At 63.7% G+C, this 20944-nt stretch carries 15 protein-coding genes, 1 tRNA gene and 1 pseudogene; 8 read left to right on the top strand and 9 right to left on the bottom strand.

Going from position 1 to position 20944, the window contains the following annotated elements; all coding sequences use genetic code 11:
- Positions 1-4: 4 nt before the first annotated feature.
- A complete protein-coding gene (locus ACM0O9_RS07475; RefSeq protein WP_065179504.1) occupies positions 5-1456 on the top strand; it encodes an alanine/glycine:cation symporter family protein in 1452 nt (483 codons plus the stop codon).
- A gap of 127 nt (positions 1457-1583) precedes the next feature.
- On the opposite strand, the gene ACM0O9_RS07480 is transcribed toward ACM0O9_RS07475, so the two are convergent.
- From ACM0O9_RS07480 to ACM0O9_RS07495, 4 genes are all read right to left on the bottom strand, one after another.
- The gene (locus ACM0O9_RS07480) at positions 1584-3005 is read right to left on the bottom strand and encodes a M28 family peptidase (protein ID WP_065179503.1); all 1422 of its coding nucleotides are present in this window, start codon (positions 3003-3005) and stop codon (positions 1584-1586) included.
- 244 nt (positions 3006-3249) lie between these two features.
- Positions 3250-3654, bottom strand: coding sequence for a large-conductance mechanosensitive channel protein MscL (mscL, locus tag ACM0O9_RS07485; protein ID WP_005418809.1), 405 nt, complete (start codon positions 3652-3654; stop codon positions 3250-3252).
- A 54-nt stretch (positions 3655-3708) separates the two neighbouring features.
- Positions 3709-4425, bottom strand: a complete 717-nt coding sequence (locus tag ACM0O9_RS07490) for a fumarylacetoacetate hydrolase family protein (RefSeq protein ID WP_005418807.1) — start codon at positions 4423-4425, stop codon at positions 3709-3711.
- Positions 4426-4500: 75 nt separating this feature from the next.
- Complete coding sequence (locus ACM0O9_RS07495) at positions 4501-4782, bottom strand: hypothetical protein (protein ID WP_005410817.1); 282 nt, start codon at positions 4780-4782, stop codon at positions 4501-4503.
- 178 nt (positions 4783-4960) lie between these two features.
- Between ACM0O9_RS07495 and ACM0O9_RS07500 the strand changes: the two genes are divergently transcribed.
- A complete protein-coding gene (locus ACM0O9_RS07500) occupies positions 4961-5296 on the top strand; it encodes a Rieske (2Fe-2S) protein (RefSeq protein WP_065196708.1) in 336 nt (111 codons plus the stop codon).
- Positions 5297-5543: 247 nt separating this feature from the next.
- Here ACM0O9_RS07500 and ACM0O9_RS07505 read toward each other — a convergent pair whose 3' ends face one another.
- The 4 genes from ACM0O9_RS07505 to thiS form a co-directional block, all read right to left on the bottom strand.
- Positions 5544-7391 carry an SLC13 family permease gene (locus ACM0O9_RS07505; RefSeq protein WP_005418803.1) on the bottom strand — a complete coding sequence of 616 codons (1848 nt, stop codon included), beginning with the start codon at positions 7389-7391 and terminating at the stop codon, positions 5544-5546.
- A 27-nt stretch (positions 7392-7418) separates the two neighbouring features.
- Positions 7419-8153, bottom strand: a complete 735-nt coding sequence (gene trmB / locus ACM0O9_RS07510; protein WP_005418800.1) for a tRNA (guanosine(46)-N7)-methyltransferase TrmB — start codon at positions 8151-8153, stop codon at positions 7419-7421.
- Positions 8153-8947: a thiazole synthase gene (locus ACM0O9_RS07515; protein ID WP_164229966.1), complete on the bottom strand. Its 795-nt coding sequence runs from the start codon at positions 8945-8947 to the stop codon at positions 8153-8155. Before ACM0O9_RS07515 ends, trmB begins: the two co-directional genes overlap by 1 nt.
- Before the next feature lie 117 nt (positions 8948-9064).
- Complete coding sequence (gene thiS / locus ACM0O9_RS07520) at positions 9065-9265, bottom strand: sulfur carrier protein ThiS (protein WP_005418796.1); 201 nt, start codon at positions 9263-9265, stop codon at positions 9065-9067.
- A 207-nt stretch (positions 9266-9472) separates the two neighbouring features.
- Here thiS and ACM0O9_RS07525 point away from each other — a divergent pair, with 207 nt between their 5' ends.
- From ACM0O9_RS07525 to ACM0O9_RS07550, 6 genes and pseudogenes are all read left to right on the top strand, one after another.
- Entirely contained in the window at positions 9473-11326 is a 1854-nt protein-coding gene (locus ACM0O9_RS07525) for an autotransporter domain-containing esterase (RefSeq protein WP_053501089.1), read from the top strand.
- A gap of 116 nt (positions 11327-11442) precedes the next feature.
- Positions 11443-11516: transfer RNA gene (locus tag ACM0O9_RS07530), tRNA-Gly, on the top strand.
- A 253-nt stretch (positions 11517-11769) separates the two neighbouring features.
- Positions 11770-13232, top strand: a pseudogene (locus ACM0O9_RS07535) (site-specific integrase).
- A gap of 1035 nt (positions 13233-14267) precedes the next feature.
- Positions 14268-14915, top strand: a complete 648-nt coding sequence (locus ACM0O9_RS07540) for a CPBP family intramembrane glutamic endopeptidase (protein WP_235649152.1) — start codon at positions 14268-14270, stop codon at positions 14913-14915.
- Positions 14916-15275: 360 nt separating this feature from the next.
- Complete coding sequence (locus tag ACM0O9_RS07545) at positions 15276-17396, top strand: peptidase domain-containing ABC transporter (RefSeq protein WP_414604132.1); 2121 nt, start codon at positions 15276-15278, stop codon at positions 17394-17396.
- On the top strand, positions 17393-18637 hold the full coding sequence (locus ACM0O9_RS07550; RefSeq protein ID WP_235649153.1) for an HlyD family secretion protein: 1245 nt from the start codon (positions 17393-17395) through the stop codon (positions 18635-18637). The genes ACM0O9_RS07545 and ACM0O9_RS07550 overlap by 4 nt, the downstream gene beginning before the upstream one ends.
- A 1253-nt stretch (positions 18638-19890) precedes the next feature.
- Here ACM0O9_RS07550 and ACM0O9_RS07555 read toward each other — a convergent pair.
- Positions 19891-20793 carry a MobA/MobL family protein gene (locus tag ACM0O9_RS07555; RefSeq protein WP_081275748.1) on the bottom strand — a complete coding sequence of 301 codons (903 nt, stop codon included), beginning with the start codon at positions 20791-20793 and terminating at the stop codon, positions 19891-19893.
- Between the last annotated feature and the right edge of the window lie 151 nt (positions 20794-20944).

Genomic DNA, 20944 nt, shown 5'->3' on the forward strand with positions numbered 1-20944 from the left:
GCCGATGAACATCGAATCCATCGTCAACACGATCCTTGGCGTCGTCTGGAGTCCCTACCTGGTGGTGCTGTGCCTGCTCACCGGCCTGTACTTCAGCGTGCGCACGCGCTTCATCCAGTTGCGTGCGTTGCCGGACATGCTGCGCCTGATGTTCCGCCATGAGCGCTCCGATGCCGGCGTGTCGCCGTTCCAGGCGTTGTCCATTTCGCTGTCAAGCCGCGTGGGCGTCGGCAACATCGCCGGCGTCGCCATGGCCATCGCCTTCGGCGGCCCCGGCGCGATCTTCTGGATGTGGATCGTCGCCTTCCTTGGCGCATCCAGTGCCTTCATCGAATCCACGCTCGCGCAGATCTACAAGGATCGCGACGGCAAGGGGCAGTACCGGGGCGGCCCTGCGTATTACATCGAAAAAGGCCTCGGCCAACGCTGGTATGCAGTGCTGTTCGCACTGGTGACGGTGCTGGCGGGCGCGATGCTGGCTGGCACCCAGTCCAATGCGATCACCAGCGCGGTGAACGAAGCCTGGGACGTCCCGGTGATGACCACCACCGCGGTTCTGCTGGTGGTGCTGGGTGCCATCCTCATCGGCGGTGTGCGGCGCATTGCGCGCGTGGCCGAATGGGTGGTGCCGCTGATGGCCGTGGCCTACCTGCTGGTTGCGGCGCTGGTGATGGTGCTCAACGCGGAAAAGGTGCCGGAGGTGATCATGCTGGTGCTGCGCAGTGCATTCGGCGTGGACGCAGCGTTCGGCGCGATGATCGGTACCGCTATCCAGTGGGGCGTGCGTCGCGGCGTGCTGTCCAACGAGGCCGGCATGGGCAGTGGTGCGCATCCGGCCGCCGCCGCGGAAGTCTCGCATCCGGTCAAGCAGGGCCTGGTGCAGTCGTTCTCGGTCTACATCGACACGATGGTGGTGTGCAGTGCGACCGCCTTCCTGATCCTGTCCACCGGCCTGTACAACGTCTACGACCCCGCGGTGAACGGCATTCCGGATGAGGCGCGCCTGTTACTGGGCAATCTGCCGGGTGTCGAGGCCGGGCCACGCTTCGTGCAGCATGCGGTGGAATCCGCGCTCCCGGGCTTCGGCCGTTCGTTCGTAGCGCTGGCGATCCTGCCGTTCGCGTTCACCACCATCCTCGCGCTGTACTACATGGCCGAGACCAACGTCAGTTATCTGTGCCGCGATCGGCCGACGCCGTGGGTGATGGGCAGCTTCCAGCTGCTGTTCCTGGCAGCGACCGGGTACTCGGCGGTGAACAGTGCAACGGTGGCCTGGTCGCTGGGTGACATCGGCGTCGGCCTGATGAGCTGGTTGAACATCATCGCCATCCTGCTGCTGCAGAAACCGGCCTTGGCGGCGCTGCGTGACTACGAGCAGCATCGCCAGGCCGGCAAGGATCCGCTGTTCAACCCGAAACTGCTGGGCGTGCGCAACACCAGCGTGTGGGAAGGCTGACAGGATCGGGGTCAGAGCCCTCGCCAAGGGCGAGGGCTCTGATCCACGCCATTGCCCGGTGGGTGGGAACCGCGGTTCGCACCACTTTTCCCGCTGCGCTCGCCGGGCATGGCCCGACGCTACAGCATCATTCGTTCGGCGGCGTGGTCGCCTTGGCCTCGCTGCCGAAGCTGCCATCCGCTTCCGCCGCCAGGTAGGCGAACACGGTGTACGCGGCTACGTTCTGCGCCAGTGCCTTCGGGTCGATCTTGTCCAGCGTGTCGTCGGCGGTGTGGTGCAGGTGGAAGTAGTCCGAGCCATCCTGCGCCAGCCACGCCCACGCACCGCCCTTGGCGGCCAGTGGGCCGACGTCCGGGCCCGGGCCACCCTTGTCGGCCTGGTACTCGATGCCCAGCGGCTTCATCACTTCGGCAATCTGCTTCGTCGCTTCACGCGAGCCGTCCGGATTCGGCGAACCGGTATTGAAGGCGTAGATGCGGCCTGCGCCGAAATCGCTCTCGGCGGCCAGCTGGTGCAGGGCCACGTCCTTCGCGTGCGCTTCGGCATAGGCCTTGCCGCCATACAGCCCCTGTTCCTCATTGGCGAAGGCGATCACGCGGATGGTGCGCTTCGGTGCCTGCTTGAGCTGGCCGATCAGGTGGCCGGCGGCCATGGTGATGCCCACGCCCGCGCCGTCATCCACCGCGCCAGTGCCCAGGTCCCATGAATCCAGGTGACCGCCGATCACCACCACTTCCTTCGGCAGGCTGCGGCCGGTGATCTCGCCGATCACGTTGTAGGAGGTGGCGGTGCCATCCCAACCGCAATCCAATGCCATCTTCACCGTGGTGCTGCCACGCGCCAGCAGGCGGGCCAGCTGGTCGGCATCGGGCACCGACAGCGCGGCCGACGGCACTGGGGTCAGGCCCTCATCGAAACGGGTGATGCCGGTGTGCGGCACGCGGTGCGAGTCGGTACCGGCCGAGCGCATGAGGAAACCGACCGCGCCCTTGCGGATCGCTTCGGACGGCCCCTTGCTGCGGATCGCACCGCCGCGGCCGTAATCGCGGCCATCGCGGAACGGCAGCATCTGGTAATCGACGAAGGCGATCTTGCCCTTCAGCGAACCCGCCGGTGCGGCCTGCAGCGCGGCCAGGTCGGCGAAGCGCACCACCTCGGCTTCCACGGTGCCGCCTGGGCTGCCGCCCAGCGCAGTGATCTGCAGCGGCTGCGGGTTCCTGCCGGTCACGGCGGCGTGTTCACTGCGCCGCTCCCACTTCGGGAATGTCACCGGCTCCTTCCACACCTTGTCGAAACCGAGGGCCTTGAACTTGGCTTCGGCCCAGGCCACGGCGCGGGCGTCGGCTTCGCTGCCGGCGATGCGCGGACCGATCTCGGTGGTGAGCGACTCGACCACCTTCCAGCCGGTGTCATCGGCCAGCGCCTGGTCGCGCAGCTGTGCGGCGGTGGCCAGCGACGCCGGGGGCAGGGTAGTGGTGTGCGGCGCCGCGAAGGCCGGGGCGGCCAGCAGGGCGAGGGAGGATGCGATGGCAAGGACGCGGCGACGCATGGACAACTCCGGGAAGGGACCTAAGCCTTGGAGCTTAACAGTCGTTCAGCCCGGCGCATGGGCGGGAGGTCATGGCTGGCGCGAACGCTGTTTTCCGCCATGACCGGCAAAGCGAAAGCCCCGCCAGGACGGGGCTTTCGCCTGCTTCTGTAGAGCCGAGCCAATGCTCGGCTGCCTTTTGCAGATCAGCCGAGCGTGGGCTCGGCTCTACAGGTGGGAGGGGCGCCCATAGGCGCCCGATACCTCATTTCTTCAGGCTGTCGCGGATCTCGCGCAGCAGCACCACTTCTTCGGCCGGCGCCGCCGGGGCAGCTTCCTTCTTCCGCGACAGCCGGTTGATCGCCTTGACCACGATGAAGATCGCGAAAGCCACGATCACGAACTGGATGACGGTGTTGATGAAGTCGCCGTAGCCAACCACCACCGCCGGGATCTCCTTGCCATCCGGTCCGAGCCGGGCTGGCGACAACGTCCAGGCCAGGCTGGAGAAATCCACGCGCCCGATCAAGTAGCCCAGCGGCGGCATGATGATCTTCTCGACCAGCGCCGTCACGATCTTGCCGAAGGCCGCGCCGATCACCACGCCGACGGCGAGGTCAATGACGTTGCCGCGCATGGCGAATTCCTTGAACTCGGTGAGCATTCCCATTGTTGTTTTTCTCCGGTGGGGAAGTGGACAGCGCGCAGGGTAGCGCAGGTGATGTCAGCCGGCGATCACGCCGTGGCGCTCGGCCACGTTTTCAAGGCGGGCACTGAAGCGGTCGCCGGGCTTCAACGCAGCCACCCCGGACGGGGTGCCCATGAACACCAGGTCGCCGGCACGCAGCTGCCACAGCTTGGACAGCTCATGCAGGATCTCCGGCACGTTCCAGATCATCTGGTCGAGCAGTGCCTGCTGGCGCACTTCGCCGTTGACCTCCAGCGACAGGTTCAGCGCGGCCAGGTCGCCGACTTCCTCGGCGTGGACGATTTCGCTGATCGGCGCGGAGGCGTCGAAGCCCTTGGCCGCGTCCCACGGGTGGCCCTTGTCCTTGGCCGCGGCCTGCAGGTCGCGGCGGGTCAGGTCCAGGCCGACGGCGTAACCATAGACCAGCGCATCGGCGTCGGCCACGGCCAGCTCGCCGGTGGGCGCATCGCGCCCGATCGCCACCACCAGTTCCACTTCGTGGTGCAGGTTGGCGGTTGCCGGCGGGTAGGGGATGGCATCGTCGTGGCCGACCACGATCGCATCGGCCGGCTTGCTGAAGAACATCGGGCGGCCGCGGTCATCGGCGGCCGGCACCGCCGCGCCCATTTCGCGGGCGTGGTCGGCGAAATTGCGGCCGACGCAGTAGATGCGGTGCACGGGGAAGCTGCCGCCACCGGCTACCGGTACACGCGGCAGGGCTACGGCAGGGATCACATCGGAGACATCGGACATGCGGGCATCCAGGAAGGGCGTGCCCGCAGTCTAGAACGCATGGCGCCCGCCGTCAGCGGGCGCGGAAGGCCTGGATCAGCGCGAGGCCGGCAACACCGGCTTGCGCACCACGCGATACTCGCCTTCAACCACGGTCGGGTCAACCGGACGCGCAACGCCCGGCTTGCGCGAAGCCAGCAGCTTCCACGCCAGGCCGACCAGGATCATCGCCGCGCCAACGAACACACCGATGAACACCATCGCCGCCAGGATCGCCAGGCCAAGCAGGCCCACGGCGACGCGCACCAGCGGATGACGCGGCTTACGCGGCGCGAACAGGGTGCGGAACTGGTTGAAGGCGGATGCGCGATTGAACATGGCGGCTCGATAGGCTGGGATCAGCGAAAACAGAGTATCGGGACGCGCCACTGTCATTGAGTGAAAAACTCGTTAAATATAGCCTGTGCTTATTACGGATCAATGACTTGTGTTCATGTCGCAGCCAGTCACCTGAGCAGGCATGCGACAATTCCGGTTTACCGTCCGAGCCTTCGCCATGACTATCGCTGCTGCCCTGATCGCCCTTGATGCCATTGCCGATGGCGCGTTTGCCGAGGTCGAAGCGGTGGTCGATGGCGATGCCGAATCGCTGGTGCTGTACCGCGACGGCGCGCAGGTGCGCGCGTTCCTGAACATCTGCCCGCACGCTGGCCGCCGCCTGGACTGGGCCCCAGGCCAGTTCCTGAAGAGCCGTGAGGGCCACCTGGTATGCGCCGCGCATGGCGCCTCGTTCACGCTGGACAGCGGCGACTGCATCGCCGGCCCGTGCAAGGGTGACCGCCTGCGCGCGGTGCCGGTGGACGTGCGCGACGGGCAGGTCTACCTGGCTTGAGGCCAGCTAGTGGGTCAGAGCCGTTTTCCGCAGGAAAACGGCTCTGACCCCATCAAGCCAGGAGCAGTCGAGCATGGCTCGACGCTACAAAGGCATCCACGCATGGCGTGGATCTACCGTGTCGACCAAGGTCGACACCCACCAGCGGCACAGAATGGCGTTTCGACAGTTCTCCGCCAGCTGTTGCCGTTGCTGTTGCTGGCGCTTCTGCAGGTGCAGGGCGCAGCCCTGCAAACAGCCCCCAACCTCAGAACATCAGGTTGATCATCAGCACCACCACGCAGGTATAGATCAGCGACAGCGGGCCGCCGACCCGCCACATCTCGCGCGGGGTGTAGTTGGCCGGGCCAGTGATCATCGAGATCACCGGGTTGGAGGCCGTCATCAGGTTGTTGGACGCCGACAGCGCCACGATCAGCGCGAACGCGGTCGGGTTGCCCCCCGCCGCCAGTGCCAGGTTCACCGCGATCGGCACCATCACGATGGTCGCACCCACATGGCTGATCACCAGCGAGAACGCCGTGGTCAGCAGCGCCAGCGCCACCTCCAGCACCCACACCGGAATGCCGGTCGGCAGCTTGTCGATGGTATGGCCGGCCACCCACGCGGCCGCACCGCTGGAGTCCATCGCCCAGCCGAGCGGAATCAGCCCGGCCATCATGAACACCGTCTTCCAGTTGATCGAGGCATACGCCTCGTCCATACGCAGCACGCCGGTCAGCAGCATGCCGGCCACGCCGGTCATCAGCGTCAGCGCCACCGGCAGCTTGCTGGTCAGCGCGATCAGGATGGTCAGCGCGAAGATCGCCATCGCAATCTTGAACTTGTGCGGGCGCTGCTCGCCGGTCGGATAGTCGGTCACCACCACGAAGTCGCGGCTGCGCGCGGCCTGCGCCAGGTCGGTCCAGATGCTGTGGAACACCAGCATGTCGCCGGCGCGCAGCTGCACGTCGCGCACGTCCTCGCGGATCACCTGCTTGTCGCGGTTGATCGCCAGCAGGCTGATGCCGCGCTCCTTGCGAAGTCGCAGATCGGCCGCACTCTTGCCGATCACGTTCGAGGTCGGTGGCACCACTGCCTCGGAAATGCCGGCGCGGCTGGGGTTGAACAGGTCACCCAGGTGCTTCAGGCGCGAGGACATGCGCAGGAACTGGTTCTGCGCGAAGTCGCTGATCTGCTGGCGCGGTCCCATCGCACCGAGCACACTGCCGACCCAGATGCGCATCTCCGCCGGCGGTGCCAGGCGGGTGTCGTTGCCGGTCTTCAGGGCCAGCAGCAGTGGCGCATCGTGCAGGGTCTCGGCCTCGCCCAGGGTCATGCCCACCAGCGGGCTCTCGGCGGTCACCACCAGCTCGAACACATCGCCTTCGATGCCATAGGTCTTGGCGAAGTAGCTCTCGGTGCGCGCCGGGGTGACCCCGTCATTGACCAGGCTTTCCTCTTCGATCAGCTTGCGGTCGCCGTAGTAGCGGAAGTACAGCAACGAAGCGATCAGCAACGCCACACCGATCGGCAGCGGCGCGAACATGCGCAGCGGCTCGATGGTGGCCAGGCCGGAGGGAAGGTTGTTGTTGGCCGAGGCCAGCAGATCGTTCAGCAGGATCAGCGGCGAATTGCCGACCATGGTCAGTGCACCGCCCATCACGATCGCCGCCGAGATCGGCAGCAGCAGGCGCTGCATCGTCAGCCCGGTGCGCGCTGCCAGTCGTGAGGCAACCGGCAGATACAACGCCATCACCGACGGGTTCTGCATGAAGGAGGAGTTCAGGCCGGCGATGGCGGTGGTCATCATCAGCAGCCGTTGCTCGACACCGTGGCCGCGCCGCAGCAGCCAGGCCGCCAGCCGGTTCAGCGCCCCGGTGCGGTCCAGGCCCGCACCGAGGATGGTGGTGGCGATGATGCTCATCACCGCGTTACCGGAGAAACCGCCGAAGATCTCCTCCGGCGCGATCAGCCCGGTGACACCAAGCACCACCAGCACCACCAGCGCGACCACGTCGGCGCGGATGCGCTCGAACAGGAACATCGCCATCGTGAAGCCGACCAGCCCGAGCACGAGCTTCATGTCGTTGGTCAGCGTCAGCGCGGTATCCATGTGGGGCGCGGCGTCCTCAGGCGATCGTCAGGTGCGGTCGTACAGCAGGTCCCAGACGCCGTGGCCCAGCTTCTGGCCGCGGGTCTCGAAGTGCGTCTGCGGGCGCCAGTCCGGGCGCGGCACGCTGCCCCGCGGGCCGGCGCGGTTGACCAGCCCGGCGGTTGCGTCGAGCACGTCCCACATCTGCTCGGCGTAGTCTTCCCAGTCGGTCGCGCAGTGCAGGCGGCCCCCCGGGCGCAGCTTGCGCACCAGCAGTTCGGCGAATGCCGGCTGCAGCAGGCGGCGCTTGTTGTGGCGCTTCTTGTGCCACGGGTCCGGGAAGTAGATGCGCACTTCATCGAGTGCGCCGTCGGCGATCTCGTTCTGCAGCACTTCCACCGCGTCGTGGTGGTACAGGCGCACGTGGTCGGCATCGTCCTCGGCCAGCGCGTTCAGCAGCCGGCCCACGCCCGGGGCGTGCACCTCGATGCCGATGTAGTCGCGCGATGGGTCGTGCTGGGCCGCGAAGCGCAGCGCGGCACCGTTGCCGAAGCCGATCTCCAGCACCTTGTGTGCCGGGCGGCCGAAGGTGGCGTCCAGGTCGCGCGGCTGGCCGTTGTAATCGATGCCGAAGCGCGGCCAGCGTTCGTCGAACGCGCGCTGCTGGGCGGGGGTGAAGCGACCCTGGCGCAATACGAAGCTGCGCACCTCGCGGCGGCCCTCGCTCACGGTGAAGGGCTTGGGCGGGGCCTTGGAACCGGCGCTGTCAAAAGGATTGGTCATCAGCCGATCAGCCCGTCCACCGGCGAGGAGGCGCTGGCGTAGCGCTTGCGCGGGATGCGCCCGGCCAGGAAGGCCTCGCGGCCGGCCTCGACCGCCTTGCGCATCGCGCTGGCCATCAGCACCGGGCTGCGCGCACCGGCAATGGCGGTGTTCATCAGCACGCCGTCGCAGCCCAGCTCCATCGCGATCGCCGCGTCCGACGCGGTACCCACGCCGGCATCAACGATGATCGGGACCTTGGCGTCTTCGATGATCTGCAGCAGGTTGTACTTGTTCTGGATGCCCAGGCCCGAACCGATCGGCGCGGCCAGCGGCATCACCGCAGCGCAGCCGATCTCTTCCAGGCGCTTGGCCAGGATCGGGTCGTCGGAGGTATAGACCATCACCTCGAAACCGTCCTTGACCAGCTGCTCGGCGGCCTTCAGGGTCTGCATCACGTCCGGGTACAGGGTCTTCTGGTCGCCGAGCACTTCCAGCTTGGTCAGGTTGTGGCCGTCCAGCAGCTCACGGGCCAGGCGGCACGTACGCACCGCGTCCTCGGCGGTGTAGCAGCCGGCGGTGTTGGGCAGGATGGTGAAGCGCTCCGGCGACAGCACGTCCAGCAGGTTCGGCTCGCCCGGGTTCTGCCCGATGTTGGTGCGGCGGATGGCCACGGTGACGATCTGGGCACCAGCGGCCTCGGTCGCCAGGCGGGTTTCTTCCAGGTCCTTGAACTTGCCGGTGCCGGTCAGCAGCCGCGAGCCATAGGTCTTGCCGGCGATTACCAGCGAATCGGGGGAGACATGAACGTTCATGGCGCAATTATCGCTTATCCGCCTGAAGATGGGGTCACGTAGAGGGCGGGGTCGAGCGTGGGGTCAGATCCCTTTGCCACCGGCAAAGGGATCTGACCCCTGAACACCCGCGCAGCCTCAGCCCCCACCCAGCGCGTGCACGATCTCCACCACGTCGCCCTCGGCCAGGACGTGCTCGCCATGGCGGCTGCGGCTGACGATCTCGCCGTTGACCTCGACCGCGACCCGGCGTTGCAGCAACTGCTCGGCCTGCAGCAGATCGTGGAGGGTCGCCGAGGCGGGCAGGGTACGGGGTTCGCCGTTGAGCTGGATGTTCATCGCCGCATTGTCGCCTACGGCCTGCGCGGATCGGAACCCTTGCAAATTGCCTCGGCCGCCAGCCCCGGCACAGCGTTGTCCGACGCTGCCGGGCGACAATCCATGCGGCGGCGCAGCGTGAGCAAAACGCGGCGCAGTGAAACCATTCACCGTGCGCCGGCGTACGTCCGCCGGGTCCTCAACGATATCCCCACAGGAGTTTCTTACATGCTGCTCAGCAAACGCCCGATCCGCTCCCTGATGGCGGCCGCGATCGCGCTGGCCGCGGTTCCGGCCATGGCAGGCGAATCCCCGTATTCCAAGGCCGTGTTCTTCGGCGACAGCCTGACCGATGCCGGCTATTTCCGCCCGCTGCTGCCGGCCGATGTGCGTCCGGTCACCGGCCAGTTCACCACCAACCCGGGTTGGGTGTGGTCGCAGCAGGTCGCCAACTACTATGGCCTCAATGGCGCCGCCAACGGCAACGGCCAGAGCGGTGACAACTATGCAGTCGGCGGTGCCCGCGTGTCGGTGGACGAGGCCGGTGGCCTGGGCGTGATTCCGTCGCTGAAGTCGCAAGCAACCCGCTACCTTGCCGCGAACGGTGGCAAGGCTGACGGCAACGCCCTGTACACCGTATGGGGAGGGGCCAATGATCTGTTCGCGGCCACCCGTGCGGCGGCAGGTGGCGCGTCGCAGGCCCAGGTGCAGGGCATCATCGGCGCAGCGGTCACCGACCAGATCGCGCTGGTGGGTGCGCTGAAGCAGGCCGGCGCCCAGTACGTGCTGGTACCGAACCTGCCGGATGTGGGCATCACCCCACAGTTCCGCGGCCCCAATGCCGCCGCCGCCACCGCACTGTCGGCCGGCTACAACAAGGCCCTGTACGGTGGCCTGAAGCAGGCGGGCATCGAGTTCATTCCGCTCGATACCTTCAGCATCCTGCGTGAAGTGACCGCCAACCCGGGCATGTACGGCTTCACCAACGTCACCAGCACCGCCTGCAAGATCGATCCGGCCAACTCGACGCAGAGCATCCTGACCTGCAACCCGACCAGCTACGTCAGCCCGGATGCGGCCAACACCTACCTGTTCGCCGATGGCGTGCACCCGACCACCGCCGGCCATCAGCTGCTGGGCCAGTACGCAGTCTCGGTGCTGGAAGCGCCGCGCCTGCAGCAGGTGCTGAGCCACTCGGCGCAGACCATCGGCCGCTCGCGCGCCGACCAGGTCAGCATGCACCTGGGCGGCCGTCCGGCTGACGGCCTGTCCTGGTGGGGGGGCGTGCGCGGTGACCTGCAGCGCTACGACCACGCCGACCTGTACGACGGGCTGGCCCCGGCCGGCCTGTTCGGTATCGACTGGGCACGCGACGGCATGGTGTTCGGCGGCTTCGCCGGTTTCGGTCGCCTCAACGCCGACTTCGGCAACAACCGTGGCGACTTCACCCAGAAGGACACCTCGGCCGGTCTGTTCGCTGGCTGGTACGGCGACCGCATCTGGGTGAACGGTCAGGTCAGCTACACCTGGCTGTCCTATGACGTGAACCGCAAGGTCCAGCTGGGCCCGGCCACTCGTGAGCATGGTGGTTCGCCGGACGGCAGCAACCTGACCGCCGCCCTGAACGCCGGTTACGAGTTCGGCACCGAAGGCGGCTTCCGTCACGGCCCGATCGCTTCGGTGATCTGGCAGAAGGTGAAGATCGACGGTTACACCGAAAGCGCCGCGGCCGGCACGCTGGCAACCGCGCTGGGCTACGACCGCCAGAATGTCGATTCGACCGTCGGCCGCATCGGCTGGCAGGCCCGCTTCGATGGCGGCACCCTCAAGCCGTACGCGCAGGTGACCTACGACCACGAGTTCGAGGACACCAAGCAGGCCAGCGCCTGGCTGCAGACCCTGCCGGAACTGGGCAGCTACCGCGTGCCGGGCCTGAAGTTCGACAAGAACTACGCCACCGTCGTGCTGGGTGCCCGCACCGAACTGTTCGGCCTGCAGAGCAACTTCGGCCTGAGCGCGTCGACCGGCCAGAAGCGCGCGCAGGACGCCACCCTGTTCGCCAACTTCAGCGGCACGTTCTAAGCAGCAACCGCCGGGGTCGGATCCCTTTCCGCGAGGAAAGGGCTCTGACCCCTCGCGGATGCGGTGGCCGCCATTGCGCAACACCGGGCCAACCGCATAGACTTTCACCGCGCACTGCGGGCGTAGCTCAATGGTAGAGCTGTAGCTTCCCAAGCTACTGACGTGGGTTCGATTCCCATCGCCCGCTCCATTTGTCACGTGATCTGCGCTTAAGTTGTTGATAGCGCACGTGTGAACTGGCAGAAGAACGAATGCTCAAACGACCTGTTTAGGTATCGTTCGAGGTATCGTTTTTGCCCAAGCCGCTGCTTCTTGCTCGTCCCAGTGGGCTATACGCCCGCTTTCTTGTGCCCATCGATCTGCGTGGCGCCGTCGGTTCGCGTTTCCTCGTTCGTCCTCTCCATGAGCCTGCCGGCGATAGGGCACGGCTGGTGGCCGCCTGCATGGGCGTGGCACTCTCTCAGGCATTCGAAGCGATACGCCAGGGGGACGCGGTGGATCTGAAGAAGGCACTGGAAGCGGCACGCGCTGCTGGGCGCAGGGACCTGATCATCAGAGGCATGACCCTGCGCAACGGAACACATGTTGCTGAGGCTCAGCTGGAAACACTCCAGGACGTGGAGATGCTGGAGCGGCTGATGGGCCAAGTGGCGGAGAAGGATCCGCTGGCTGCTGCGGTGGCCGGCTACCCTCCTCAGGTGCCCACGTCGGCTGCGGCCCCGTCAGGACCACTGCTCTCCGCCTGCATCGACAAGCATCTGGCCAGCTTGGGAAAGCTGGCGCCGAAGACCATCATCGAAAGTCGGCACAGCCTGCGAATTCTGTTGGGCCTTGTTGGGGACATTCCTGTCGCCACACTGGACGCTGACCACGTGCAGGCCTTCATGGACGCAGTGGAGCATTGGCCCAGAAACGCAACCAAGAACAAGTTGTATCGCGACCTAAGTGTGCCTCAGGTGCTTGCGCTGTCGAAACGCAACGCAGAGAAGCCGCCGGCCAGTGCGACGCTCAACAAGCATTGGGACAGATTGGGGGTGTTTATTTCGCACCTGCGCAAGCAGCGGCTTCTACAGCTTGACCCGATGGAGGGCGTCGCCTCACCGTCGGAACGGCGGGGAGTGGAGGAGCCGGAAACGGGTCGCCCGTTCACGCATGACGAACTGAAGGTGGTATTCGGGGCAGGTTTCTTGCGCTGGGCCTCGAAGTATCCGCACCGCTTCTGGGGGCCGATACTGGCCTCTACAGCGGCGCGCGCGTGAACGAGGTGGCGCAGCTGCGCGCAGCAGATGTGATGCATGTGGATGGGGTTGCCGGCTTCCTGGTCACAACTCGGGGAGAAGGAAACAAGGTCAAGAACACGAGCTCACTGCGGTTTGTTCCATTGGCTCAACCGGTGCTGGATGCAGGTTTCCTCCATTTCGTAGATGAGGTGCGAGCGTCCGGCGTGGATCGCCTTTTCCCGGACCTTCCCAACAGCACAGGACTGGGCTTTGGGCGTCAGCTGTCACGTCAGTTTTCGACCTACATCAAGCGGCAAGGTGTCACCGAAGAGGGCATGGGATTTCATGCCTTTAGGCATTACTTCATCACCCACACGGATCGAGCGCTGCTGGCCACCGGCATGGAGGTCAGTGCCAGGGACGTGGCCATTGGCCGCATCACCGGACATGGCAAACCGCCCAAATCGGTCTTGCGAAAAGTCTACGTGGACAACAGCGGGTTGGCCGTGCCAGCGGCAGTTCAGCCAGAGACCTTGCCTCTGCGGGTGGAGACGTTGGCGATGTTCAATCCGCCGGTGACCCTGCCGTCGCATGTGCCGGGTCAATTTGGGGAGAACTTGCAACGGGCCGCTACGGAAGCCAAGCGAATTGCGCGAGAGGCAAAAAGAAACAAAACATCCGCATGACTGCCGCGGCTGGGATGGCGTTGGCCCGGCAAGACGTGGAAGCCGATGAGGCGCGGTTTCCACTCACTTCGAAAGCAGAAGTTCAGCCTCTCGGACGCGCAGGCATACCGTCCGAGTTGCGGGTCCAGGTGGTTGAGCGAGCTGACGACGAGCACCAAGCCACGTATAGCCGCGAATTCACCGTCCAAGAAGATCTGCATGGCCCGGGCGTGAACACCCCTGGGCTGGCAGTGCTGGACTTCAACTTGAACCTACCGGTTCTCAAGGCACTCCTGTCCGAAGGTGCTCCGCGAAAGCGCGCGAAAGCAAAGCCCGAGCACGCTCCAGCCTGAGGCGGCAGGAGCAGGGCAAGAGTTTGGCTTCCGTCGGAGCTGGCCAGACGAGGCATTGGTCGGCCCGCTGCGAAGTCACAGGTGCATCAAGCAACACAGTGGCCCGAGGCAGCCTCGGCTGCGGACAGCCCGTGAACATATATTGTTATGTCATAACATTTCAAGTGGCCTCAGTTGGATTGTGCGGAAGGCCGTCACAGTCTTGAATGAAAGCGCCTGCTGGGTGCACCAATGTGAACCACGAAGGCCACAGCGCGTCGCTGACGAAGCTCCGGCGCATCGAGAATATTGGTTAACTCGATGCCGCCACGCTTGGTCTCGAGGCGAATTCGCAACTCTCATTACTCCGACAGCATCGCAATGGAGGCTATATGCGTGATCTTAGTCAATTGGAACTTGCAGAAGTGTCAGGCGGTACGAAGGGCATCAACATTCAGATTGGTTCGAGCGAAGGAAGCCACGTCAGCGGAACTCTCCACAGCTTCATGGAGACCGCGTATATGTATGGAAGGGTTGCGCCCTTCAGTGGAATCGGCGCTGCTGGTCTAATCTACCATCACCTCATGGCTCAATGATCCAGAATGCCTGATCGGGCGCCAGCGTGAATACGAGGCCGAACCTCTGAGGCACAATTCAGAATGATGTAGGCGCGTTAGCTAAGGCCCAGGCCCAATTCCGGGCCTGGGCCCTCGGGAGAAAGTTCTTGCTCAGGAGAATCGCGCACTGGAGGCCTCGCCCCATAGCGGAGAACAAGATATTCGTAGCTGCAATTGCAACTGTGGGCGCCGGTGCGGCACTTGGAGTTCTGAAATACTTCGACGTTTTTGGATCAAGAGCGATCGTCGAACTTCTCGCCTTCGCGGTTTGTGTCTGGCTACTTCCCAATGAGCCCAGGAGAGAGTGGACTTTCCGGCTTGGCGCTGCCTTGGTGGCCATGGGGATCGCTGGAGGCGCGATTTGGGTTTACGTCGTTGGAATCCCTGCAATACCACACACAAAATTCATCCCCTTTAGCGAAATTCCAATCAATTTCTATTTTCTTGGCTTGATTTCGACCTGCATCATCGGACCTCTTTTCGAGGAGAAGGTAGTGAGACACCTGCTCTTTGATGGCGTATCTCACTACTTCGGGCGCGTATTGGGAACCATCATGGTTAGCGCGGCATTTGCTGCGGTTCACGTCGACGCCGTTATCTCGTCATTCCTATTTTCGATACTGCTATGCATTTTGGCCTATCCATTCAACCTGAGCATAACCCAGCTGGCTACAGTCCACGGCACAATAAATCTCACAATAACGCAGTGGGTCATATTCTACCCGACGCTCAGGGACTACGGAATTCAGTCGTGAGCACCAGCGGACCTTCCCATGCAGCGCCGTGCGTTCAAGCCAGCGACTCGCGCAGGCAAGCACGAATGTCAACGCGGAGGAGCCTTTGATTCAAATGACCAAGCACAGTGACGCCAGCATCCTTGCTTTCGCTCTTGTAGCAGCCTTTGCTTTTTTTGTAGCTGGCTACCACGGCGGGAAATACCTCGCAAAGCAAGAAGATTCTGATAAGCGATCGGAACAGTCTCAGTAGTTTGAATTCACGATTAAAGGGGCGGGGAGTTCTACCCCGTCCCTTCTCGCATCACGCGCAATTCTGCAGAACCTCCAACAACTACCCTGTTCAATTCGCCATTTCTAGCGATAGAGAGATGCTATCTTATTGACGCCGTGATTCAATCCGAGGCAGCGGAATGCGGTCTTGCATGCTTAGCCATGGTCGCGTCGCATCATGGCAACAACATTGGACTGCGGGAACTCCGCCGCCGCCATGCCCTCTCACTTAAGGGCTCGACGCTTGCTCAAGTCATTGAAATTGGAGGCGCGCTAGGCTTTCGCTGCCGCCCGCTACGCCTGGACTTGGAGCACCTGAGCCAACTTCAACTGCCCTGCATTGCACACTGGGACCTCAACCACTTCGTTGTAATCAGCAATGTCCGTCGCAATGTCGTGACCGTTCTGGATCCCGCCTTTGGCAAACGCAAGCTTTCTCTGGATGAAGTCTCGCGCCATTTCACCGGAATTGCGCTGGAGTTGTATCCAACTGCCGAGTTCCGGGCCAGTCCTCGCCCGCCAGCCGTCTCGCTCGCGCAGCTGACGGGCAAGATCGAGGGATTCTGGCGTGCACTAAGCCTGCTGCTGCTTCTGTCCATTGCTCTTCAGGTGTTTGTTCTGATAGCACCATTCTTCATGCAATGGACCGTGGATCAGGCCCTCATTGCCCATGACAGGGACTTGCTGACCGTGCTGGGCACCGGGTTTGCCCTGGCGCTGTTGCTGCAAGTCTGCATCGGGCAAGTCCGAGGACGGGCGGTCATCTACCTGTCAAACCGGCTCAACCTGCAATGGACCGGCAACGTCTTCCGGCACCTGTTGCGTTTGCCCCTGGACTTCTTTGAGAAGCGCCATTTGGGCGATGTCACCTCACGCATGGGAAGCGTCCAGGCTATCCAGCAAACGTTGACGATCAGCTTCGTAGAGGCGCTCATTGATGGCCTCATGGCGGTGGTGACGCTGGGAATGATGCTGCTCTACAGCTGGAAGCTGGCGCTGGTTACGTTGATTGCAGTTGCTCTGTATGCAATCGCGCGTGCTTGTGCCTTCGCCCCGCTCAGGCGAGGCACAGAGAGGCAGTTGATCGCCGGGGCACGGCAGGAGAGCCACCTGCTCGAGTCCATCCGGGGGGTTCAATCGGTGAAAGTTGCTGGCCGAGAGTCCATTCGCCAGGCCGGCTACTTCAATCTCATGAACGAAACGGTCAATCACGACGTTTGGCTAGCAAAGTTTGGGCTGAGCTTCGGCGGGGCCAATCAGTTGCTGTTTGGACTGGAGCGCATTGCGGTGGTTTGGCTGGGAGCACTGCTGGCAATGGAGAACGTGTTCTCCGTGGGCATGCTGATTGCCTACATCGCCTACAAGGACCAGTTTTCACAACGAGTGGGAGCCTTGATCGACAAGTGGGTGGAGTTCCGCATGCTCCGTCTTCACGGCGAACGGCTCTCCGACATTGTTCTTACCGAACCAGAGAACCTCGCTTCCAGCACCTGCGCTCTGTCGCCGGACGGCATCCGAATTGAGGTCGAAGGGCTTGGATTCCGCTATGCCACCGGAGAGCCCTGGGTGCTGAGGAACTGTAGTTTTGTAGTGGATCCTGGTGAGTCAGTCGCCATCATCGGCCCATCTGGCTGCGGAAAGACCACGCTGATCAAGATTCTCCTCGGCCTTCTCCAGCCGACGGAAGGTGAGATCCGCATCGGAGGCGTGCCCTTGTCAAAGGTCAGCGTAAGCGAGTATCGCAGCATGATCGGCGCGGTGATGCAAGATGACCAGCTCTTCGCGGGAAGTGTCAGCGAGAACATCGCCTTCGAAGACGATCACCATGATGAATCCAGGGTGCGTGAAGCCGCAGAGTTGGCCGCTGTGCATGACGACATCGCAGCGATGCCCATGGGCTACAACAGCCTGATCGGCGACATGGGGACGACCCTCTCTGGTGGTCAGAAGCAGCGGGTGATCCTTGCACGCGCCCTGTATCGCAAGCCCCAGTTGCTATTCTTGGACGAGGCAACCAGCCATCTGGATGTTGAGCGGGAAAGGCTGGTGAATGAAGCCGTCCGACAACTTGAGCTGACCCGGGTGATCATCGCCCATCGGCCAGAGACCATCGCCAGTGCAGACCGGGTGCTGATCATGCACGCGGGCGCGGTAGCGCGCGAGTTGGTGCAGAACGCATCAAGCTCCGCGAAAGCCGCACGGGACGGCCTTGAGGAGGTCCTCGCATGAGCGGCCTCTTCCGCAAGGAAGCCATCGATGCCCAGCGACGAAGCTGGCTCGGTGGAGTGTCCTTGGCGCAACCGCTCCGTTTCTGGATTCTTGCGGTGTTCGCAGCGATGGCTGCCTCGGCCATCGTCGGCTTCCTCTACCTGGGCGAGTATTCACGCAGATCCAGGGTTATGGGCGAGCTTGTGCCTGATCTCGGGCTTTCCACCGTGGTCGCTCCGTCGGCTGGCGTGGTTGCGAGACTGGATGTCGAAGAAGGCGACCACGTCCGGCGCCAGGACGGGCTGCTGACGATCAATGTGCCGCGGGTCACCTCCACAGGGCAGGATGCCGTGTCCACGTTGCTTGACGCACAGCGCTCCCGTATGACCAGTGTGGAGGCGATGAGCGAGTTCCAGGACAGGCAGCTCGCGGCACAACAGGAGGGAGCCAAGGCCCAACGCTCGGCGATGCTGCGCGAGCTTTCGCAGATTGAGGCAGAGATCCACACCCGCGGCGAGCAGGTGCGAATTGGTCGCGAGACCCTCGCCCGATTTCGGAGCGTCGAGGATGAGCGCTACGTAAGCCTGGTTCAGATCAACCAACAAGAGCAATCGATACTCGAGGCGGTCAACGCGCAACAAGCCCTTCAACGCCAAGCGACCTCGATTCGGCGGAACCTGGCTGAACTGGAGCAGCGGCTAGCAGAAATTCCCCATCAGAGGCTCTCCGCCAAGGCGGCCTCGGAACGTGATCTGGCTGCATTGAGCCAGGAGACCGTCCGGATGGAGGCCGACGGGGAGCTGCTGCTTCGCGCACCAGTAACTGGACTGGTAGCAAATCGACTCGTCGAGGCCGGCCAGGCGGTGCAGCCGGGCCAACCCATTCTCAGTCTACTTCCCAAGGGATCCGAGCTTCGAGCACAACTGCTGGTGCCCAGCTCGGCCATTGGGTTCGTCAAATCAGGCGATCGGGTTCTCCTGCGCTATCAAGCCTATCCTTACCAGAAGTTCGGTGCCCACGAAGGAACGGTCATCCGCATCTCTCGCAGCGCGTTGACAGGATCCCAGAAGGACGGCGATGCAAGGCAGTCCTTGTATCGGGTCCTGGTCTCGTTGGACCAACAAGGAGTGCTGGCATACGGGAAGATGGAGACGCTCCGCCCAGGCATGCAGCTTGAAGCCGATATCATGGGCGAGCGCCGCAAGCTCTACGAATGGCTGCTGGAGCCTCTCTACTCCGTGACTGGAAAACTGGGAGGCTAGTAGCGGGTGCTAGCGATGCTGTCCCGGAAGTCAAAATCGTTTGTTTACCGGAAGAGCAGCGGATAGACGACAACCGCGGTGCCAGCAGCGCTGGTCAGCACGCCCAGCACTTCGGCCTGCGCCGTAGCGGGCGGCGTTGAGCAAGCCGTTGGCGGCTTGGGTCAGGCGGCGTTGGTCGGCGGTCGTCATGCCCAGTGTTTAGCGCATTCTTGCCGATGCGCGAGGGCGGGCTGCGCAACAATTTTTGCCGGATCTGCTTATCCAGAACAGGAAAAGCCTAGGAAAGCCTTTCTGTAACTCCTAAAAGCTTTGCCAACGCCCCCCTGCTTTGCCCTTCAGCTGTCGGGTCCCCTCCGGGGCCCCTCCAGCCGAAGGGCAAAGTCTCCCCTAGGACCGGCACCGAATGGCGCCCGGGGATGACTTTGGCCCAGTGAGTTGGCCTCCTGCGGAGACCTCCAGCACTCAGGGCGCGGTGATAATCAGACGACACCGCTTCAACAGGTTCAGGCAGTCTGACTGCCCCGGCTCTGGGTCCTGTCACCAAGCTCTCGCCTGGCGTCTCTCCAGTGGGCTACCCCGCCCCCAGGCGCGTTCTTCCTGGGATAACTCCTAGCTGCATTCCATTGACCACAAACCCGCTGGTGGACGGACAGAGAAGGGGATACGCTCCCGGGCCAGATTGAGCACTCCCGGTTACCCCTCGACAGATGATCCACTTGGGTTGGCGCAAGTTGCAGGCCATACAGCGCCCTGTCCCCTTGCTTCAAAGCTCATGCGCTCCGGTGGCGGTCAACCCAAGCCCCGCAATGAGGCTCCCGTTCCTTGTGCATGACCCGGCTTGTTCCATCCGGGCACCGTGATACGGCTACCAACGGCCTTTGGGCTGGACAGACGGGGAGGAGAGAAGGAGGAGAGGCTTGCGGTCCATCCAAGGCTTGCTAATGTGTGCTCATGGTTCTGAGCCCAAGCCAGGGCACGCCGGATCAGATCGGCCACGTCTTTTTCCACCTGAGCCAGCCATAGGTTGGCCAGGTGGGCCGCTTGTTCGCTTTCCCTCGTTCCATTACCGGTGACCCGGGTGTGACTTGTGGAGGCAGTTTGGCCGCTGCCTCTTTCCCCCGGTGACCGATCACCCGAGTGGTCCTTTTGGGCACTGAGGATCCGGCTTGGAGGGAAGCGGGTCGGATCTCATGTGCTGGAACGCCCGCCTTGGCTTTGGGGGTGTCTGGAACGAGAAGGGCTTCGGTCGCAGCCTAAAACCGCTGAGCCCCTGCTTTAGGGCGTTCAACCAAGGCGCGCGCATGCAGGGCTTGTTCGTCCACGGTTGCCAATCGGCCTTCGACGGCGGCCTTGGCTTTGATTTCCTCGAAGCGACGGGAGTGCTGGTTGAACCGCCGTTCCCCCGCCGTCTTCAAGCGATCGTTGCGTTTTGCACGAGGGAGGCGCTCCCCCCTTCGGCGGGCTTGCGTGACCGCTTTGCCTTCGTGCCTGGAGGGCAGACGGTCCAGCTTGGCGGCGGTGCAGAAATCGCCCGCTTCGATGGCGCTGCCTCGCTGGTCTCGCAGGCTGCGGTGGTCCACGCGTGCCGATTGGCAGGCATCGCTTAGGGCGCCGTTGATGCGCTCACCGATCAAGGCCCGCAGTGCTTTCAGCTCCTGAGCACCTGCCTTGAACTCATCCAGGACCTTGGCCGCGCTGTCGCCAAACCCGGTTGGACCCACTTGGCGAGGGGTCATGAGAATGTGCGCGTGGTAGTTCCGGTCATCGCCTCCCTTGTCCGGGGCGTGGAGAGCGATCTGCGCGGCCACGCCGTAACGTTCCACCAACAGTTGGCCAACCTGCCGAGCCAGCAGCCGGCGTTGTTCGGGGGTGAGTTCGTGGGGCAGAGCCATCAGCACCTCGCGCGCGACACGCGCGTTCTTCCGTGTCTCGTGTTCTTCAACCTTGGACCAAAGTTGGTGCGGATCCAATGCCCACGCCGGCGCGTTGGTGGGGGCCAGCATGTCCACGGAAAGCACGCCGGTTTTGCGGCTGTAGCTGTGGCGTGCGCCGCTGGGATCGTCCAGGTCGAGACCAGCCCGGTAAGCGGCGGCAGCGGTCGCGCTGTCGCCCTTCCCACGGCTGAGACTTTTCACTTGAACGCTGTAGATCGCCACTGCCCAAAGCTCCGATGCACCGCAGCCCCCTCTGGGGGCGAGGATTGGGGGGAAGGCGACGCGCATGGCGTGGCGTTCGGGTGTCGGGGCGAAGCCCTGACCGCACGGTTTTGCGAAGCAAAACCATAAGTGCGCTATTGCTGGGTTGTTG

Source organism: Stenotrophomonas sp. FR012 (assembly GCF_047520565.2).
Classification (GTDB): Bacteria; Pseudomonadota; Gammaproteobacteria; order Xanthomonadales; family Xanthomonadaceae; genus Stenotrophomonas; species Stenotrophomonas sepilia.

Coding starts and splice junctions, on each gene's coding strand:
- ACM0O9_RS07500 (WP_065196708.1), top strand. CDS start 4,961: ATGACTATCGCTGCTGCCCTGATCGCCCTTGATGCCATTGCCGATGGC.
- ACM0O9_RS07495 (WP_005410817.1), bottom strand. CDS start 4,782: ATGTTCAATCGCGCATCCGCCTTCAACCAGTTCCGCACCCTGTTCGCG.
- ACM0O9_RS07490 (WP_005418807.1), bottom strand. CDS start 4,425: ATGTCCGATGTCTCCGATGTGATCCCTGCCGTAGCCCTGCCGCGTGTA.
- ACM0O9_RS07505 (WP_005418803.1), bottom strand. CDS start 7,391: ATGGATACCGCGCTGACGCTGACCAACGACATGAAGCTCGTGCTCGGG.
- ACM0O9_RS07475 (WP_065179504.1), top strand. CDS start 5: ATGAACATCGAATCCATCGTCAACACGATCCTTGGCGTCGTCTGGAGT.
- ACM0O9_RS07480 (WP_065179503.1), bottom strand. CDS start 3,005: ATGCGTCGCCGCGTCCTTGCCATCGCATCCTCCCTCGCCCTGCTGGCC.
- mscL (WP_005418809.1), bottom strand. CDS start 3,654: ATGGGAATGCTCACCGAGTTCAAGGAATTCGCCATGCGCGGCAACGTC.
- thiS (WP_005418796.1), bottom strand. CDS start 9,265: ATGAACATCCAGCTCAACGGCGAACCCCGTACCCTGCCCGCCTCGGCG.
- trmB (WP_005418800.1), bottom strand. CDS start 8,153: ATGACCAATCCTTTTGACAGCGCCGGTTCCAAGGCCCCGCCCAAGCCC.
- ACM0O9_RS07525 (WP_053501089.1), top strand. CDS start 9,473: ATGCTGCTCAGCAAACGCCCGATCCGCTCCCTGATGGCGGCCGCGATC.
- ACM0O9_RS07515 (WP_164229966.1), bottom strand. CDS start 8,947: ATGAACGTTCATGTCTCCCCCGATTCGCTGGTAATCGCCGGCAAGACC.
- ACM0O9_RS07550 (WP_235649153.1), top strand. CDS start 17,393: ATGAGCGGCCTCTTCCGCAAGGAAGCCATCGATGCCCAGCGACGAAGC.